Raw genomic sequence first — 18,224 nt, forward strand, 5'->3', positions numbered from 1 at the left:
TGAAGCGCGGCCGCTTTCACGATGCGCGTCTTCGGGGTGCGGGATTTCGAGGTGCGGGTCTTCGGGGTGCGGGTCTTCGGGGTGTACGGCTTGAAGGTGGTGTGCGTCATTCCCGGTGCATCGGCACGGCGGGCCCGCGCCAACAGCTCCTCGTCGACGAAGTGCCGTAGTTCCAGGCCCTGGTGGTCCTCGTCGCGCAGGGCGTCGAAGACCGGGATGTGGGCGGGAGAGGTGTGCAGGAGGGCGAGCACGTGGGCGGGGCCTTTCTTCGGTGCCCTCTCAGGGCGGGACGTCGCGCTAGAAGCGACCGGGATGTGCCCTGAGCCACTCCATCGCCGCACGCAGCAGCTCCGGGTCCGCGGCCGGCGCTTCGTCGGGATGCCGTTCCGCCCACTTGACGACGTACGGGCAGAGCGGGGCGACGACGACGCCCTCGCGGGCCGCGATGCCGTACAGCTCGCGGGCGAGTGAACCCGCGATGCCCTTTCCCTCGTGGGCCGGTTCCACGATCGTGTGGACCGGGACGAGGGCGCGCGCCGGGGACTCCAGGACGAAGTACTCGATGTGGCCCACGACTTCACCGCCGCCGACCGCCTCCAGGCGGCCCGCCGCCCGGTCGTCGCGGATCTCGATCTCGCTCATGGGCTTCCTCCTGGTGCGATGGTCAGGCCGTGACGGCCCGAGCGTAACCGATGGTGATCACCGGGTCCCCGGGATGCGCCGGGCAGGCGGCCGGACGCACTTCTCGTAAGGACCAGGTAAAGACCGTGGTTCACAGTTTCGGTTGCGGTTGCCGGGTGCCGTCCGGGGGATGAATGTGGCCACACAGGCCTGATCAGCACCCTGGAGGCACCGTGACCACCACATCTGAGCCCCGGGTGTCGGGGCTGGAGATACGTTCCATCGACTATGTCCCCCTGAACGAGCGCCACGGCAAGCTGTGGCACCTGGGCCCCCTGTGGTTCATGTCGAACGCGCAGATCGCCACCCTCGCCGTCGGCCTGATCAGCATCACCGAGGGCGGCAACCTCATCTGGTCGCTGATCGCGATCGTCGCGGGCACCCTGCTCGGCACCTTCTTCATGGCCTTCCACTCGGCCCAGGGCCCGCAGCTGGGGCTGCCGCAGATGATCCAGTCGCGGCCCCAGTTCGGGTACGTGGGAGCCCTGTTGGTGTGGCTGTTCGCGTACGTGCAGTACGCGGGCTTCAACGTCTTCAACACGATCCTGGCCGGTGAGGCCCTGCACACCACGGTGCACGGCGGCACCAAGATGTGGGTGGCCGTGGTCACCGTGGTCGGGTTCGTGATCGCGCTGGTGGGCTACGACGTCATCCACAAGGCGGAGCAGTTCCTGACGTACACCTTCCTGGTCGTCTTCGGGATCTTCACCGTGGGTGTACTGGCGACCCTGCACTACCCGGCCGGCTCCTTCGACCTCGGCGGATTCTCCTGGACGCCGTTCCTCGCGCAGTTCGGCGTGGTCGCGGGCTACCAGATCAGTTGGGCGATCTACGTCTCGGACTACTCGCGCTACCTCCCGCCGGACGTGACCGTCCGCAAGACCTTCTACTGGACGTACTTCGGTTCGGCGCTCGGCGGGGTCTGGCTGATGACGCTCGGCGCGCTGCTCGCCGCCTGGGCGGGCAAGGACTTCGACACGATCCGCTCGATCAACGCGGCGGGCGACAAGGTGTTCAGCGGCTTCGGCGCGATCGTGCTGCTCTTCGCCACCCTGGGCCTGGTCTCCGTGACCGCGCTGAACATGTACGGCGGTTCACTGACCCTGATCAGCGCGATCGACTCGTTCAAGAGGGTCCAACCGACCGTGTCCGTACGGGCGTTGACGATCGGGCTGACCGCCGCGCTCTCCCTGGCCGGCGCGATGGCCGCGACCGCCGACTTCCTCACCAACTTCAACAACTTCCTGCTGCTGGTGCTCTATCTGTTCATCCCGTGGACCGCGGTCAACCTGATGGACTACTACGTGGTGCGTCGCGGCCACTACGCGATCGCCGAGATCTTCAACCCCCATGGCCTGTACGGCCGTTGGGGATGGCACGGCATCATCTCCTACCTCGTGGGCTTCGGCGTCATGGTGCCGTTCTTCTCCGTCGGCACGCTCTACGTCGGCCCGATCGCGCACGCCATGGACGGCGCCGACCTCTCCCTGTTCGTCGGGCTGCCCGTCGCCGGGGCGCTGTACTGGTGGCTGAGCCGCTCGATCGACGTGGAGGCCGAGATCCGGGTGGCCGAGGCGGAGGCCGAGGAATTGGAGCAGGCGGCGCACGAGCACCGCGAGCCCTGACACCCGTTACGCCGCTCCGCCGTCACACCACCGCTTCCTGGACCGGTCCAATCTCCGGCTGCTTCTCGAACTGGGTGCGGTAGAGCTCGGCGTATCGCCCACCGGTGGCGAGGAGTTGGTCGTGCGTACCGCGTTCCACGATGTGGCCCGCCTCGACGACGAGGATCTGGTCGGCGGAGCGCACGGTGGACAGTCGGTGGGCGATCACCACGGCCGTCCTGCCCTGCAACGCCTCGGCGAGGGCCTCCTGGACGGCCGCTTCCGAGGTGTTGTCCAGGTGGGCGGTGGCCTCGTCGAGGATGACGACGCGCTGGCCGGCCAGCAACAGCCGGGCGATGGTGAGGCGTTGGCGCTCGCCTCCGGAGAGCCGGTAGCCGCGTTCGCCGACGACCGTGTCCAGGCCGTCGGGCAGGGACCGTACGAGATCGTCGAGGCGGGAGCGGCGCAGCGCGTCCCACAACTCGTCCTCCGTGGCGGCGGGTTGGGCCAGTAGCAGGTTGGCGCGGACCGAGTCGTGGAAGAGGTGGCCGTCCTGGGTGACCATGCCGAGGGTGGCCCGCAGGGAGGCGGCGGTGAGGTCGCGGACGTCCACCCCTCCGACGCGCACGGCGCCTTCGTCGACGTCGTAGAGGCGGGGCAGGAGTTGGGCGACGGTCGACTTGCCGGCGCCGGAGGAGCCGACGAGGGCGATGGTCTGGCCGGGTTCGGCGCGGAAGGAGACGCCGTGCAGGACCTCGGCGCCGCCGCGGGTGTCGAGGGAGGCGACCTCTTCGAGTGAGGCGAGGGAGACCTTGTCGGCGGACGGGTAGGCGAAGCGGACCTCGTCGAACTCGACCGCGACCGGGCCCTCGGGGACCTCGCGGGCGTCGGGTTTGTCCTCGATGAGGGGCTTGAGGTTGAGGACCTCGAAGACGCGCTCGAAGCTGACGAGGGCGCTCATCACCTCGACGCGGGCGCCGGCGAGGGCCGTGAGCGGGGCGTAGAGGCGGGTCAGGAGCAGGGCCAGTGACACGACGGCGCCCGGCTCCAGGGTGCCGTGCAGGGCGAACCAGCCGCCGAGGCCGTAGACGAGTGCGAGGGCCAGGGCGGAGACCAGGGTCAGCGAGGTGATGAACACCGACTGGGCGGTGGCCGTGCGGACGCCGATGTCCCGGACCTGGCTCGCGCGCTCCGCGAACTCCACGGACTCCTCGTCGGGGCGGCCGAAGAGTTTGACGAGGGTCGCGCCGGGCGCGGAGAAGCGTTCGGTCATGCGGGTGCTCATCGCGGCGTTGAGCGTGGCCGCCTCGCGCTGCATGCGGGCCATGCGGCTGCCCATGCGGCGGGCCGGGATCACGAACACCGGGAGCAGCACGAGCGCGAGCAGGGTGATCTGCCAGGACAGGGTGAGCATGACGACCAGCGTGAGCAGCAGCGTGACGAAGTTGCTCACCACTCCGGACAGGGTGTTGCTGAACGCCCGTTGGGCGCCGATGACGTCGTTGTTGAGTCGGGAGACGAGCGCGCCCGTACGGGTACGTGTGAAGAACGCGACCGGCATGCGCTGCACATGATCGAAAACAGCTGTCCGCAGATCGAGGATGAGCCCTTCCCCGAGCGCGGCGGAAAGCCGCCGACCCAGAATGCCGAGGGCCGCCTCGGCGACCGCGATCAGGGCGATGAGCAGGGCGAGGCGTACGACGGTGCCGTCGTCGCCGCCCGACACGATCGCGTCGACGACGTGCCCGGCCAGTACGGGGGTCGCGACGGCGAGCAGCGCGGTCACCACCCCGAGCAGGACGAACCGCGCGATCGGGCGCCGGTGCGGCCGAGCGAACTCCGCGATGCGGCGCAACGTGGCGCGGGCGAACGGGCGGCGCTCCTGTTCTGCGGTCATGACACTGTGCAATTGGGTCCAGGCCGTGCTCTCCATGCTCATGGGAGAGACCGTAGGACCTCAAGCGTCGTTGAGGTCAACGGATTCGCCGCATCCCCCCGCAAGGGCTCACGCGACGACGCGCGCGTGGACTCGTGTAAGGGCGCGTGTAAGGAGCTGTCCCCGCTGCCGCAACCCGCAGTTGTCGTGGCGCGGAAACCCTCTGGGGATGTGAGACACGTCCGCGTCCGGCAGATCCTGTGCCTGCTCCCGCTGCTTCTCGTCACCGTCGTCGCCGTCCAGCACCGGTCCGTCCTCGTCGAGGGCTTCGGCCAGCTGCGGGCCGCGGAGTGGCCCTGGCTGGTGGCGGCGGCCGGTGCCACCTGTCTGACCTGGGTCGCCGCCGCGTTCACCCGGCAGGGTGCCGTGGTCGAACGGCTGCCCGCGCGGCGGCTGTTGGCCACGCAGTTCGCGGCGGGCGCGGCGAACCACCTGCTGCCCACGGGACTTGGCGCGGGGGCGGTCAACCTGCGCTTCCTGACGGTGTGCGGGCTGCCGCTGGCCCGTTCGTCCGCCGCGCTCGCCCTGTACCTGCTCGCGGAGTCCATAGCCCGGCTGAGCCTGCTCACCGGTCTGCTGATCGCTTTCCCGGACGCCCTGCGCCTCGGAACTCTCCTCCCGGCAGGGGCACTTGGCCCGCTGCTGGCCATCGTCGGCGCCGTGCTGTGCGCGGCGGTCCTGGTCCTCGTTCTGGTACGGCGGCTGCGGACGGCGATCCTGTCGTTCCTCCGTACGGCGTTCAGCGAGGCGCGTTCCGTGCACACGCGGCCGGCGCGGGCGCTCGCGCTGTGGGGCGGTTCGCTGGCGTTCCCCGCGCTCCAGGCGGCCGGACTCGCCGCGGTGGGGCAGGCGTTGGACCTGCCGGTGGCACCCGCGCAGATGGCGCTCGCCTATCTGGCGGCGACGGTCGCGGTGGCGCTGGTGCCCACGCCGGGCGGGATCGGCTCGGTGGAGGCCGCGTTGATCGTGGCGCTGGTGGCGGCGGGTGGCCCGGTCGCGGTGGCCACGGCGGTGGTGCTGGCCTACCGGATCATCACGGTCTGGCTGCCCCTGCTGCCGGGGGCGTTGACGCTCGGCGCCCTGGTTCGGCTGAGAGTCATCTGATTCTCAACTCCGCTCGAACATTTCTGTAAAGCAGCATCAGCCCTGGTCGAGACATCGACCAGGGCTACTTCACGTTCACCCCAACTACCTTGTTTTACTTTTTACTTGACTCTACATGACAGCACGAGTTGACTGAAGAGCGTTGATTTGTCAGCCGAGGAGGCAGGACTGTCATGGGGGACGAGACGTTAGGAATCATCCTGGCGGGAGGCAGGGGCGAACGCGCCAAGCCGCTCACCCTCGCCTCGTCCGACTACATCCGCAGCAAGGCCCTCATCCCGTTCGTCGGCCGCTCGGTCGTCGAGTGGCTCGTCGAGTCCTGCCGCGACCAGGGCATCCGCCGCTTCTACGTGATCGCCCAGGGCGCCGAGAACCACAGCCAGATCAAGCTCGTGCTCGGCCACGGCGAACGGTTCGGCGTGGAGATCCACTACTCCCGTGCCCGCCTCGACCGCTACAACGTCGGATCGGGCGCCGCCACCCTGCACAACCTCGAACAGTGGGACCTGACGGGCCGTGCGCTGGTGCTGCCGGTGGACTCCGTCTTCGAGTTCGACCTGCGCAGGCTGAAGGAGGCGCACGTCGCCGCCGACGCCGTCGTGACCGTCGCCTCGGTCGGCCGCAGCCCCGAGGAGATCGCCGGCAAGTACGGCGTGATGCAGACCTCCCCGGACGGATTGGTCTCGGGGTTCGTGGAGAAACCCACCCTGGATCGCGTCCACCGGATCTTCCCCGAGACATCGTTGGCCTCGTTGTCCCCGGCCGGCCGCACCCTGCCGACCAACGCCGGGATGTACCTGGTCGACTGCGGCCGGCTGCGGCTGGCCGTGCGCAACGCCGAGATGATCCGGCTCGCCCAGCAGCGCCTCGACTGGGGCGGCGACCTGCTGCCCTGGCTGGTCGGGCGCGGACTGCCGGTCGCCGCCGCGCCCATCGACCGGCTCGGCGACCTCGGCAGCATCGCCGACTACCTGGCCACCCTCGGCGACGTGCTCGGCGGTCGCTACCGGTGGATGACCCGGGCCATGGGCGAACCGACGAGCACCGACCCGCCGTACTGGATCCACGAGTCCAGCCTGCGCACCAAGGACAGCGTCACCGGCACCACCCTCGCCCAGAAGATCTCCGAGGGCAGTGTCGTCATCGGCCCCGCCGTGCGCATCGGGCGCAACGCCGAGATCGGGCCGGGCGTGAAGCTGCGGTTCAGCGACATCGGTGACGGTGTCGACGTGGACGAGGGCGCCCGGCTCAGCCGGACGGCGATCGGCGACAGCGCTGTCGTCGGGCCGTACGCCCGGATCACCGACTCGTACGTCGGGCCGATGGCGCGGGTGCACTCCGAGCGGGACAACCCGGTCCGGCTCGTCCACTCCGCGATCGGCGAGGCCGCCGACCTGCGGCCCGGCACCCGGCTGTCCGGGGTGAGCGTCTATCCGCGGCTGCGGGTGCCCGCCGTCACCGGGCTGCCCACCGGCACCCATCTGACCAGCTCCGACGACATCCTGCACTGGATCTGAGCGCTCACCCCGTCAACTCCCCCGCCCTTTCCGGCTCTTCCGCAGCCCCCGTGGAGATCTCGATGGACAGCCCGATCGCCGTCATAGGAGGAACCGGCCGCACAGGCCGGCTCGTCGCCCGTCAACTGCTCGCCCGGAGCGAACGCGTCCGCGTCATCGGCCGCAGCACCCAGCGCGCCCGACGGCACACCCCGCCGCAGGCCCAGTTCTTCGCGGCCGACGTGCGCTCCCCCGCCTCCGTCCGCACGCCCCTGCACGGCTGCTCCGCGGTCGTCTACATCGTGGAACCGGGCACCGACGACGCCGGACCCGACAGCCCCGAGACCACCCTGCACACCGGGGTCCGCCATGTCCTCGACGCCCTGGACTCCACCGTCGCGGCTCCGCACTTCGTGCTGGTCAGCCAGCGCCATGTGACCCGCCGCGACCATCCCATGAACGCCTACGGCCGGATGCTGGACTGGCGACTGGCCGGCGAGAACGCGGTCCGCTCCTCCGGGCTGCCGTACACCGTGATCCGGCCGGGCTGGCTGACCGACGAGCCCGATCACGGTCATCTGCACCTGGAACAGGGCGACTTGGGCGACGGCCGCGTGGCCCGCCCACTCGTCGCCGACGCCTGCGTGCAGGCGCTGTACTCCCCCGCGGCCCGCGGCCTGACCTTCGAGATGCGCAGCGAGACGGGACCGGGCGCCTCTCCCGTGCCCTGGCAGGAACTCTTCGCCGGCCTCCGCGCCGACGCCCCGACCGCGGCCCGGGCCGCACTCACCTGAGGGTGGCCACCATGCGTACGACACTCCGACGGACTCTGCGACCGATGCCATGACAGAACAGATGACCTTACGCCCCGACCAGGCCACCGGCTCCTCCCTCGGCGGCCGTCCCTCCGACGTCACCCCCGGCCGGCCACAGCCGCTGGGCCCCACCGTCGACGCCGACGGTGTCAACTTCTCGCTCTTCTCCGAACACGCCACGCGGGTCGACCTGTTGCTCTTCGAGCACTGCGACAGCCCGCAGCCCTACCGCACCATCACGCTGCTGCCCGACCGCCACCGCAGCTTCCACTTCTGGCACTGCCACGTCAGCGGGATCGGCGCCGGCCAGGTCTACGCGTTCCGCATCGACGGACCGCGCGACAACGGCGAGTTGGGCACCCGGTTCGACCACCGCAAGGTGCTGATCGACCCGTACGCGCGCGCCAACATCAACGGCCGCTGGGAGCGCACCCACGCGATCGGCCCCGGCGACAACGTCGAGAGCTGCATGCGCAGTCTGGTGGTCGACCTCGACGACTACGACTGGGAGGGCGACACCCCGCTGCGCACGCCGATGGCGGAGACCGTCGTCTACGAGATGCACGTGCGCGGTCTGACCGCGTCGCCGACCTCGGACGCCGAGCGTCCCGGCACCTTCTCCGCCGTCATCGACAAGATCCCGCACCTGCGTGAACTCGGCGTCACCGCAGTGGAGTTGCTGCCGGTCTTCGACTTCGACGAGACCCAGGTCCTGCGTACGGGACCGGACGGCACCCCGCGGCGCAACTACTGGGGCTACGACCCCTACGGCTTCTTCGCCCCGCACACCGGCTACTGCTCCAGCCCCCATCTCGCCACCCACATCACCGAGTTCCGCGACATGGTGAAGGCGTTCCACCAGGCGGGCATCGAGGTCATCCTCGACGTGGTCTTCAACCACACCAGCGAGGGCAACGAGTTCGGGCCGACGATCAGTTTCCGGGGCGCGGCCAACGAGGCGTACTACCACCTGTGGCCGCAGGACCGCTCGCACTACATGGACTTCACCGGGTGCGGCAACGCCGTCAACGCCAACCATCCGATGGTCACCAAGTTCATCGTGGAGAGCCTCGAGTACTGGGTGACCGAGCACCACATCGACGGCTTCCGCTTCGACCTCGCCTCCGAACTCTCCCGCGGCCCGCTGGGCTACGAGATGGCGGTGCCGCCGGCCCTGTGGGCGATCGAACTGTCGCAGGTGCTGGCCGAGACGAAGATCATCGCGGAGCCGTGGGACGGCGGCGGGCTCTATCAGGTCGGCCGGTTCCCGGGGAAGCGCTGGGCGCAGTGGAACGGTCCCTTCAGGGACGACGTACGGCGGTTCGTGCGCGGTGACGCGGGGATGGTCGGCGAGGTCGCCTCACGGCTCGGCGGCTCGGCGGACCTGTTCGCGGCCCAGGGCGAACTCCCCACCAACAGCATCAACTTCATCACCTGCCACGACGGCTTCACCCTCAACGACCTGGTCAGCTACAACTCCAAGCACAACCACTCCAACGGCGAGGCCAACGCCGACGGCGCCGACGAGAACTACAGCTGGAACTGCGGCGTCGAGGGCCCCACCGACGACGCCGACGTCGAGTGCCTGCGGGTGCGGCAGATCAAGAACCTGCTGTCGCTGCTCATGCTCAGCCGCGGCGTGCCGATGCTGCTGGCCGGCGACGAGTTCCGCAACAGCCAGGGCGGCAACAACAACGGCTACTGCCAGGACAGTCCGGTCTCCTGGCTTGACTGGAACCAGGCCAGGAAGGAGAAGGAGACCACCGGCTTCACCCAGCGCCTCATCCGGCTCCGCAAGCGCTACCGCACCCTGCGCGAACCGCAGTTCTTCTCCGAACGCCTCAACTCCCGCTCCCTGCCCGACATCACGTGGCACGGCACCCGGCTCGACCAACCCGGCTGGGAGGACCCCAACGCCCGGGTGCTGGCCTGCACGTACGGCGGTTTCGACGGTGACCCGGACCTGCATCTGATCCTCAACATGTACCACCTGGGCCTCGACTTCGAGCTGCCCGAGATCCCCGGTCACCGCTGGCACCGCGTCCTCGACACGGCCCGCCCCGGCCCCGACGACATCCCGCCGCCCGGAGAAGAGGAGCTGGTCGACGGTCCCACCCACCACGCCCAGGGCCGCAGCGTCGTCCTGCTGGCGGCCCTGCCCGACGAGAAGGGCACCTGAGATGAGTACACCTGCCCAACGCCGCATCCACTCCGACACCCTCGCGGGCTACGTCACGTACTACAGCCCGACCAGCCGCCGCTTCGGCCTGCGCACCTCCGACGAACGGGAGTTCACCGTCCATCTGGCGTCCAACGCCGTCTCGCGCATCGTCCGCAACCTCGGCGACGACTACCGCGACACCACCGCCGACACCGTCGACATGCTGGCCGAGGGCCGGTTCGTCTTCGCGTACGGCATCCTCTACGAGTGGGAGGGCGGCTCCCGGTTCGACGCGAAGGAGATCACCTTCCCGGAGGAGACCCGCGGACAGTACGTCTTCGAGCACCCGAACTGGTGGGTCCAACAGGCCACCGCCATCGCCGACTTCTACCTGCGCGGCCAGTTCCCCGACGGGGTGTACGACTGGCGCGGGTTCCGCACCCACCTCACGCTCAGCGGCACCCACCTGCCGGACTTCGCCGGCGGGGACGTGCGCCAGGAGACGGACACCATCTCCCGGCTGGTCTACGGCCTGTCCACCGCGTATCTGCTGACCGGCAAGGACCGCTTCCTGGAGGCGGCCGAGGCCGGCACCCTGTACCTGCGCGAGCACATGCGGGTGGACGACCAGGCCGACGGCATCACCTACTGGTACCACGGCATCGACATCACCTCCTCGGGCCATCGCCCGGTCTTCGCCTCGGAGTTCGGCGACGACTTCGACGCGATCCCGATGTACGAGCAGATCTACGCGCTCGCCGGCCCCACCCAGACGTTCCGCATCACCGGCGACCCGCGGATCCTGGAGGACATCGACCGCACGTCCGCCCTGTTCCAGAAGTACTTCCGCGACCCCGTGCGCGGCGGGTTCTTCTCGCACCTGGACCCGATCACCCTGGACCCGAACGCCGACTCGCTCGGCCGCAACCGGGCCCGCAAGAACTGGAACTCGGTCGGCGACCACGCACCGGCGTATCTGATCAACGCCTATCTGGCGACGGGCCGTTCGGACTTCGCCGCGCTCCTTGAGGAGACCGCGGACACCATCGTGGAGCGGTTCCCCGACGAGCCGAACAGCCCGTTCGTGCAGGAGCGGTTCCACGCCGACTGGAGTCCGGACCGGACCTGGGGCTGGCAGCAGGACCGGGCGGTCGTCGGCCACAACCTGAAGATCGCCTGGAACCTCACCCGCATCAAGGCCCTGTTCGACAAGCCCGAGTACGCCACGACCGCCGAGCGCATCGCCGAGATCATGCCGGCGGTGGGCAGCGACGGGCTGCGCGGCGGCTGGCTGGACGTGGTCGAGCGGCAGCCCGACCCGGACAGCGGCATCCACCGCATGGTGTGGCACGACCGCAAGGCCTGGTGGCAGCAGGAGCAGGCGATCCTCGCCTATCTGATCCTGGCCGGCACCACCGGCGACCCGGAGCAACTGCGGCTGGGGCGCGAGGCGGCGGCGTTCTACAACGCCTTCTTCCTCGACTACCAGGACGGCGGCGTCTACTTCAACGTCCTCGCCAGCGGCATCCCGTACCTGCTGGGCACCGAGCGGCTCAAGGGCAGTCACGCCATGGCCGGCTACCACGCCCTGGAGCTGTGCTACCTCGCGGCCACCTACACCGGGCTGCTGCTCAGCAACGACCCGATCACCCTGCACTTCAAGCCGCGCCCGGAGGACCTACCGGACCGGGTGCTGCGCGTCGCGCCCGATCTGCTGCCCGCGGGCACCGTGGAGCTGACCCGGGTGTGGATCGACGACCAGCCGTACCAGGACTTCGACGGCAAGGCCCTCACGGTCCGGCTGCCGCGCGGCGACGAACCCGTCCGGGTCCGGGTCGAGTTGGAGCCGGCCACGATGCGGCTGCGGATGCGCACCTCGTTCGACGGCGGCACCGCGCATGTCGTGTGCCACGGGGTGATCGACGCGGCCGAACTGGGCAAGTTCCGCCGGATCCTGGCCGAGGTCATGGCGGCGACCCCGCGCCGGGTGGAGTTCCATCTGTGCGAAGTCGGGGGCATGTGCCGGCCGGCCATCAACGAGCTGCTGTTCCAGCGCACCAAGGCGGGCCTGGACGTCGACTTCGTCATCGTGGGCTGTGCGCTGCCGGACGTGGCGGACGCGTTGCTCGCGACGGACGCCTTCCTGCTGGCTGGGGGTGACGAGTGCAACCATGACTGAACTCGCGACCTTCACCCTCCCATTACCCCCGATGCGCGCCCCGGGGGCACCGCCGGGCACCTCCGCCGGTCTCCCCGCCTACTGCCGTGATCTGTTCGGCGACTTCACCCGTGCCGACCAGCGGCGCTGGGGTGAGGTGTATGTGCGCGGGCTGCTGGACGTGCCCGGGCGCAAGACGCCGGCCCGGATCTCCGAGCAGGTGCTCGGCAGGCGGGCCGTGCAGCAGATCCAGCAGTTCGTGAACCAGAGTCCGTGGGCGTCCGCTCCCGTACGGGGGCGGCTCGCCCGGCAGGTGGTGCGGGCCTCGCGTGCCGAGGCCTGGTCCATCGACGAGGTCGTCTTCGCCAAGAACGGCGACCGGTCGGTGGGCGTCGCCCGGCAGTACGCGGCCTCGCAGGAGCGGACGGTGAACTGCCAACTGGCCCTCGCCGCCTCGCTGGTGGGGCAGGCCGGCGGGGTCCCGGTGAACTGGCGGCTGATGCTGCCGGCCCGCTGGGACCGCGACGAGCACCTGCGCGGCCAGGCCCACGTACCGGTCCAGGAACGCTGCCGGCCACGCTGGAGCTACGTCCTGGACGCGCTCGACGAAATGCTCGACGAGTGGTCCCTGGAACCGCTGCCGGTGCTGGCCGACTGGCGCTGCGAGAGCGACCCCGACCCGCTGCTGCGCGGCCTTGAGGCACGGGGCCTCGGCTATCTCGTGCAGGCCGCGCCGCACACCCCGGTGCTGCTGCCCAGGCGGCAGGCCACCACCCCCGGGATGCGCGGCACCCTCGCCGAACTCGCCGCGCACGCGGCCCGGCACGGTGAGCGCACCTCGGTCACCTGGCACGACCCGGTGACCGAACGCATGCGGCACTCGGAGTTCGTGACGGGACCTGTCCTGCTGCGCCCGGACCCGGCCGCCGCCACGGCACCCCGGCCGCGCCTGCTCCTCGCGGACTGGCCCTACGGCCGGCCCCGGCCGCGCGCCTACTGGGTGACGAACCTCCCGGCCCGCCGCCTCGCGGAGATCGTGCCGCTGGCGCAGCTGCGCAGGTTCGCCGAGGAGGCGCTGGGTCGGATGCACGAGGAGTTCGGGCTCGGCGACTTCGAGGGCCGGTCCTTCCGCGGCTGGCACCACCATGTGACGCTCGCCTCGGCCGCGTTCGGCTACGACATGGTGCGCCAGCAGGCCGACGAGAGAGCGCTGACCCGCGCACGTGCCTGAGCGTGCGCGCCACGAGGGCCCCGTACGGATCCGTCCGTACGGGGCTCTCGCACGCTCACTTCTGCCAGCCGACCCGGCTGAAGTCGACGTCGCCCAGGCCCGGCACCCCGTAGTTCGCCAACCCCTCGCGCACGGCGAGGATCTGAGGCCGCTGATACAGCTCGATGTCGTGGCCGAGCCGCCAGATCTCGGCGTCCGCCCGGTCGTAGAGCTGCTCGGCGGCCCGTTCGTCGAGGGTGCCGACGGCCTGGGCGAGGAGCTTGTCCACCTCGGCCGAGCCGACCCCGCCGTAGTTCTGGAAGGCCTGTCCCTTCGCGGGGCGGCGGTAGACGGCGTAGGCGGAACTCGGGTAAGTGAGGCCGGTGAAGCGGAAGATGGCGAGGTCGAAGTTGCCCTTCTCCAGGTACTGCGGTGCGTAGGCGGAGGCGGGCACCTGCTGGATGACGACCTTGACACCGACCTGGGCGAGCATGTGCTGGACGAGCTGGGCGAGGTCCTCGCCGAGCCGGTTGGTGCCCTCGCTCAGCACGAAGCGGAGGGTGAGGCTGTGACCGTCCTTGACACGTGTCTTCCCACTGCCGGGGCTCTTCCAGCCCGCGGCGTCCAGGGCCCGTTCGGCGGCCGCGGGGTCGTAACTGCCGTACGGGCGGGAGTTGTCGGTGTATCCGGGCTGGTTGGTCATGAAGAAGTGGTTGCCGAGCAGCGGCACCTTCACCGGGAGGCCCTCGGCCGCGACATCGGCCAACGCCGTGCGGTCGACGGCCTGTTGGACCGCGTTGCGCACCGACCGGTCGGCCAGCGCGCCGCCCGCGCCGTTGAGGGTGATGTGCACCTCGTCCCAGGCGGAACCGATGCGGATGGCGCTGTCGCTCGCCTTCTTCAGCTGGGCGTAGGCCTCGCTGGTGGCCGCGTTGACCGCGTCGACCTCGCCGTTCAGGAAGGCCTGGAGTGCGGCGTCGGCGTCGAGGACGCGGAAGACGATCCGGTCGAGCCGGGGCTTGGTGCCCCACCACCGGGGGTCGGGCACGAAGCTGAGGGTCTGCGCCGTCCTGTCGACCGACTCCAGCTTGAACGGGCCCGCGCTGATGGGCAGTTGGCCCTGCCAGCCGGAGTTGAAGCGCTGCGGGGTGTCATAGGCCGCGGCGGGGAAGAGCGGGGTGAACAGCCTGCGCCAGTCGGCGTACGGCTGCTTGAAGGTGACGCGCACCTCGTGCGGGCCGGCGCCCTGGCGGACGTCCGCGATGCGGTCGTAGCCGCTGGTGTCGGCGACCAGGTAGCGCTGGTCGGAGCCGCTCAGCGCGTGCCACTGGGCGGCGAAGTCCCGCCAACCCAGGGCCGTTCCGTCGGACCAGCGGGCCTCGGGGTTGAGCCGGTACGTGACGACCTGGGGCGAGGTGCCGGTGACGGACGCGGAGAGCAGGTACTCGGGGACCGCGTGCGGGACGCCCTTGACGTCACGGGCGAAGAGCCGGGGCTCGGTCATGCTGTCGACGGTCCACACGTCGTCCAACGCGCCGTCGACGTGGTCGAAGTTGAACTGCGTGATCATCTGCGCGATCGGCAGGGTCAGCGTCCCGCCCGAGCGAAGGGCTGTGGTGGGCCGCGAGTTGATGTCGTACGTGCCGTAGGTCGGCAGTGCGGGGTGCCGCTCCGGGTCCGGGGAACCGGAACAGCCGGCCGCGAGGAGGGTGAGTGCGCAGGCCACCGCCCACGCCGACCAGACCCGTAATCGCTGCACCTAACGGCCCTCCCAGTGCGGACGGAACCGTCAACTGCCCGAACTGTCCCGCGAATTGCGGAGCCGGAGCTTAACATCACGATGTGTCACCCACATGAAGCGGAACGAGTTCCATGCTCTCCCTGATCCTCAGGCGCCTGGTCCACTGCACGATCCTCTTCCTCTCCTCCGTCGTCCTCACCTACACCCTCGCCTCGACGGCGCTCGATCCGCGCGCCTACTTCGAGGGCCGGCAGCCGCCCCCGCCCAGCCGGGTCGTCGACCGTGAGCTGTCCCGGCTGGGCATGGACGACCGCGCCCCGCTGCCGGAACGCTTCGCGCACTGGGCGGGCCGGGCCGTCCACGGCGACCTCGGCCGCACCATCGACGGCGAGTCCGTGAACGCCGAGTTCGGCCGCCGGGTCGGCGTGTCCGTACGGCTGCTGCTGGTGGGCACCGTGGCCGGTACGGCGGTCGGCGTGCTGGCCGGGGTGTGGGCGGCGGTACGGCGCGGCGGGCCGGGCGACCGGACGCTGACAGTGTTCTCGTTCGCGGTGCTGTGCGTGCCCACGTTCGTGCTGGCACTGCTGCTGAAGACCGGGGCACTGGCGGTCAACCAGGCCGCCGGCAGCACGGTCATCCTCTACACGGGCGAGCACACCCCGGGACTGCGGGGCGGCTGGGCCGTCCAACTCCGGGACACGGCCGCCCACTTGCTCCTCCCGGCGATCTGTGTGGCGATCCCCGCGATCGCCTCGTACAGCCGCTACCAGCGAGCCGCGACCCTCGACGTGCTCGGCGCCGACCATCTGCGCACCGCCCAGGCCAAGGGGCTCACCCCGGGGCGGGCGCTGCTGCGGCACGGGCTGCGGATCTCGCTCATCCCGGTGTCGGTGTTCTTCTCCTTCGGGATGCTGGCCCTGTTCACCGGGGCCGTGTTCACCGAGGAGATCTTCGGCTGGCCCGGCATGGGCAGCTGGCTCGTCGACTCGGTGCGGAAGGGCGACGTCAACTCGGTGGTGGCGATCGACCTGTTCGCCGCGGCCGTCGTCCTGCTCGCCGGGCTGCTGGCCGATGTCGTGCACGCGCTCCTCGATCCCCGGGTGCGGCAGCCGTGACGGGCGCCGGCCGGGGGCGGGCGGTGCTGCGCCGGATGGTGCGGCGGCAGGGGGCGCTGTGCGGCCTCGCGGTTCTTCTGCTGCTCTTCACGCTGGCCTTCCTGGGACCGTTCGTCAGCCCGTGGACGCACACGGACGTCGACTACACCGCGCTACGCCAACCGCCGGACCCTCGGCACTGGATGGGCACGAACCGGATCGGGCAGGACGTGTTCGCCCAGGTGGTGCGGGGGCTACAGAAGTCACTCCTGATCGGGTTGCTGGTCGCCCTGTTCTCCACCGTGCTGGCGGCGGCGGTGGGTGCCTGCGCCGGATACTTCGGCGGCTGGACGGACCGGGTGCTGATGTTCGTCGTGGACCTCATGCTCGTCCTCCCCGGCCTGCTCGTGCTGGTGGTGGTCGCGCCGAAGCTGCGCGACCGGGGCTGGATCGCGCTGGTCGGGCTGCTGGCCCTGCTGGGCTGGATGGTCACCGCGCGGGCGGTGCGCGGCATGACGCTGTCCCTGAAGGAGCGTCAGTTCGTGGTGGTGGCAAGGCTGATGGGTGTCTCCTCCCTGCGGATCATCTGGCGGCACGTGCTGCCGCACACGGCGTCGTTCCTCATCACGGACGCGACGATCGCCGTGGGCGGGGCGGTGATCAGCGAGACCGGTCTTTCGTACTTCGGCCTGGGCGTCCAGCCGCCGGACGTCTCCCTCGGCACGCTGATCGCGGACGCGACGGACGTGGCACTGGTGTATCCGTGGATGTTCTTCTTCCCCACGGGCTTGCTGATCGCGTTCGTGCTGGCGGTCAACCTGGTCGGCGGTGCCCTGCGGGACGCGCTGGATCCGACGACGGCGGACTCGGCCCGGCCGTCCCGAATCCCCCTGTCGGGGATGTCCAGTTGACCACCGTCCTGGAGGTCCGTGGCCTGACGGTCGCCGTCGGCGTGGAACGGCGGCCACCGCTGCCCGTGGTGCGCGGTGTCGACCTCACCCTCCGGCGCGGTGAAGTCCTGGGCCTGGTGGGCGAGTCGGGCACCGGCAAGACACTCACGGCGCTGGCCTTGATGGGCCTCGCACCGCCGGGCGCTCAGGTCGGCGGCTCGGTACGGCTACTGGGCGAGGAGCTACTGGGCCTGCCGGTGAGGGAGTTGGCGCGGATCCGCGGCCGCCGTATCGCGATGGTCTTCCAGGACCCGCTGCACGCGTTCACCCCGGTGCAGCGGGTCGGCGACCAGATCGCGGAGGCGCTGCGCATCCATCAACACCCGCGCCCGCGCCGGGAGTCGGCGCAGCGCCGGGCGGTGGAGCTGCTGGACTTCGTAGGGGTACCGCGGCCGACGTGGGCGGCGCGCGCCTACCCGCACCAGCTCTCCGGCGGGATGCGTCAACGGGCGATGATCGCCATGGCGATGGCCAACAACCCCGACGTCCTGGTCGCGGACGAACCCACCAGCGCGCTCGATGTCACCGTCCAAGCGCAGGTGTTGGAGGCCCTGGCCGCGGCCCGGCGCGAGACGGGGGCGGCCCTGCTCCTGGTCACCCACGACCTGGGAGTGGTCGCGGGCACGGCGGACCGGGTCGCCGTCCTGTACGCGGGCCGCATCGTGGAGACGGGCCCGGCCGAGGCGGTCCTGACCCGCCCCCGGATGCCGTACACCCTCGGCCTGGTCGGCTCGGTACCACGCCCCGACGCCCGAGCCCCGCTCACCCCGATCCCGGGCACGGCCCCCGCGCCGGGCGCCGTGGGCAACGGCTGTGCCTTCGCCCCGCGCTGCCCCCTCGCGGAGCCGGACTGCGTCACGTCGGACATCCAACTCCTGGGAGTGGACAGCCCGTCCAGGGCCGGCCTCGCGGGCCTCGACGGCCACGAAGCGGCTTGCCGCCGGGTCCGGCTGGTGTCTCAGCGGACGGCTGTGGAACTGTTTCCGCCGGGCGGGGAGGTGGGAGGGGATGCCGGACGGGATGCCGGACGGGATGCGTCGGTCGAGAGACGGTCGGGGGAACTCACCGCACCGCCCACACCCCGCCACGGAACCCCGGGGTCATGGGCGCGTCCCACTCCATCCGTCCCGGGTCCCCCGGCCGGCCAGGCGTCCCAACTGCTGGGCCACGGCCGACTTCTCGCGCTCCGCGGCTCGGCGCCGCTCCCCCAACTCCCCGACCAGGGCGGCGCATTCCTTTCGTCGCTCACCTGCCGTCTGCTGTGCGCCGGCCAA

At 70.5% G+C, this 18,224-nt stretch carries 13 protein-coding genes and 1 pseudogene; 10 read left to right on the forward strand and 4 right to left on the reverse strand.

All coding sequences use genetic code 11. The features are described from left to right. Positions 1-251 (reverse strand): annotated as a pseudogene (locus ACNFOC_RS33365) (hypothetical protein); the annotation flags it as partial. Between the two features lie 46 nt (positions 252-297). Then, positions 298-642, reverse strand: coding sequence for a GNAT family N-acetyltransferase (locus ACNFOC_RS33370; protein WP_416962769.1), 345 nt, complete (start codon positions 640-642; stop codon positions 298-300). Between the two features lie 212 nt (positions 643-854). Here ACNFOC_RS33370 and ACNFOC_RS33375 point away from each other — a divergent pair, with 212 nt between their 5' ends. Then, on the forward strand, positions 855-2,306 hold the full coding sequence (locus tag ACNFOC_RS33375) for a purine-cytosine permease family protein (RefSeq protein ID WP_416962770.1): 1,452 nt from the start codon (positions 855-857) through the stop codon (positions 2,304-2,306). Between the two features lie 22 nt (positions 2,307-2,328). On the opposite strand, the gene ACNFOC_RS33380 is transcribed toward ACNFOC_RS33375, so the two are convergent. Beyond that, a complete protein-coding gene (locus ACNFOC_RS33380; protein ID WP_416962781.1) occupies positions 2,329-4,218 on the reverse strand; it encodes an ABC transporter ATP-binding protein in 1,890 nt (629 codons plus the stop codon). Between the two features lie 174 nt (positions 4,219-4,392). Here ACNFOC_RS33380 and ACNFOC_RS33385 point away from each other — a divergent pair, with 174 nt between their 5' ends. The 6 genes from ACNFOC_RS33385 (at position 4,393) to ACNFOC_RS33410 (ending at position 13,186) form a co-directional block, all read left to right on the forward strand. Further along, positions 4,393-5,325: a lysylphosphatidylglycerol synthase transmembrane domain-containing protein gene (locus tag ACNFOC_RS33385; protein ID WP_416962771.1), complete on the forward strand. Its 933-nt coding sequence runs from the start codon at positions 4,393-4,395 to the stop codon at positions 5,323-5,325. A 173-nt stretch (positions 5,326-5,498) separates the two neighbouring features. Further along, positions 5,499-6,842, forward strand: coding sequence for a sugar phosphate nucleotidyltransferase (locus ACNFOC_RS33390; RefSeq protein WP_416962772.1), 1,344 nt, complete (start codon positions 5,499-5,501; stop codon positions 6,840-6,842). Positions 6,843-6,904: 62 nt separating this feature from the next. After that, the gene (locus tag ACNFOC_RS33395; RefSeq protein WP_416962773.1) at positions 6,905-7,615 is read left to right on the forward strand and encodes an NAD(P)H-binding protein; all 711 of its coding nucleotides are present in this window, start codon (positions 6,905-6,907) and stop codon (positions 7,613-7,615) included. Between the two features lie 61 nt (positions 7,616-7,676). After that, complete coding sequence (gene glgX / locus ACNFOC_RS33400) at positions 7,677-9,815, forward strand: glycogen debranching protein GlgX (RefSeq protein WP_416962774.1); 2,139 nt, start codon at positions 7,677-7,679, stop codon at positions 9,813-9,815. A 1-nt stretch (position 9,816) separates the two neighbouring features. After that, the gene (locus ACNFOC_RS33405; protein ID WP_416962775.1) at positions 9,817-11,976 is read left to right on the forward strand and encodes an AGE family epimerase/isomerase; all 2,160 of its coding nucleotides are present in this window, start codon (positions 9,817-9,819) and stop codon (positions 11,974-11,976) included. Positions 11,977-12,007: 31 nt separating this feature from the next. Next, entirely contained in the window at positions 12,008-13,186 is a 1,179-nt protein-coding gene (locus ACNFOC_RS33410; protein WP_416962776.1) for an IS701 family transposase, read from the forward strand. Positions 13,187-13,241: 55 nt separating this feature from the next. On the opposite strand, the gene ACNFOC_RS33415 is transcribed toward ACNFOC_RS33410, so the two are convergent. After that, positions 13,242-14,924 carry an ABC transporter family substrate-binding protein gene (locus ACNFOC_RS33415; protein WP_416962777.1) on the reverse strand — a complete coding sequence of 561 codons (1,683 nt, stop codon included), beginning with the start codon at positions 14,922-14,924 and terminating at the stop codon, positions 13,242-13,244. A gap of 113 nt (positions 14,925-15,037) precedes the next feature. Here ACNFOC_RS33415 and ACNFOC_RS33420 point away from each other — a divergent pair, with 113 nt between their 5' ends. The 3 genes from ACNFOC_RS33420 to ACNFOC_RS33430 all read left to right on the forward strand — a co-directional run. After that, the gene (locus tag ACNFOC_RS33420) at positions 15,038-16,021 is read left to right on the forward strand and encodes an ABC transporter permease (protein WP_416962778.1); all 984 of its coding nucleotides are present in this window, start codon (positions 15,038-15,040) and stop codon (positions 16,019-16,021) included. Then, positions 16,018-16,911 (forward strand): ABC transporter permease, encoded by an 894-nt coding sequence (locus tag ACNFOC_RS33425; RefSeq protein ID WP_416962779.1) that lies wholly within the window; start codon positions 16,018-16,020, stop codon positions 16,909-16,911. The genes ACNFOC_RS33420 and ACNFOC_RS33425 overlap by 4 nt, the downstream gene beginning before the upstream one ends. Beyond that, on the forward strand, positions 16,908-18,224 hold a 1,317-nt coding region (locus tag ACNFOC_RS33430; protein ID WP_416962780.1), incomplete at its 3' end, for an ABC transporter ATP-binding protein. The genes ACNFOC_RS33425 and ACNFOC_RS33430, both read left to right, overlap by 4 nt.

Origin of the sequence: Streptomyces colwelliae (assembly GCF_048158785.1) — a bacterium.
GTDB lineage: Bacteria > Actinomycetota > Actinomycetes > Streptomycetales > Streptomycetaceae > Streptomyces.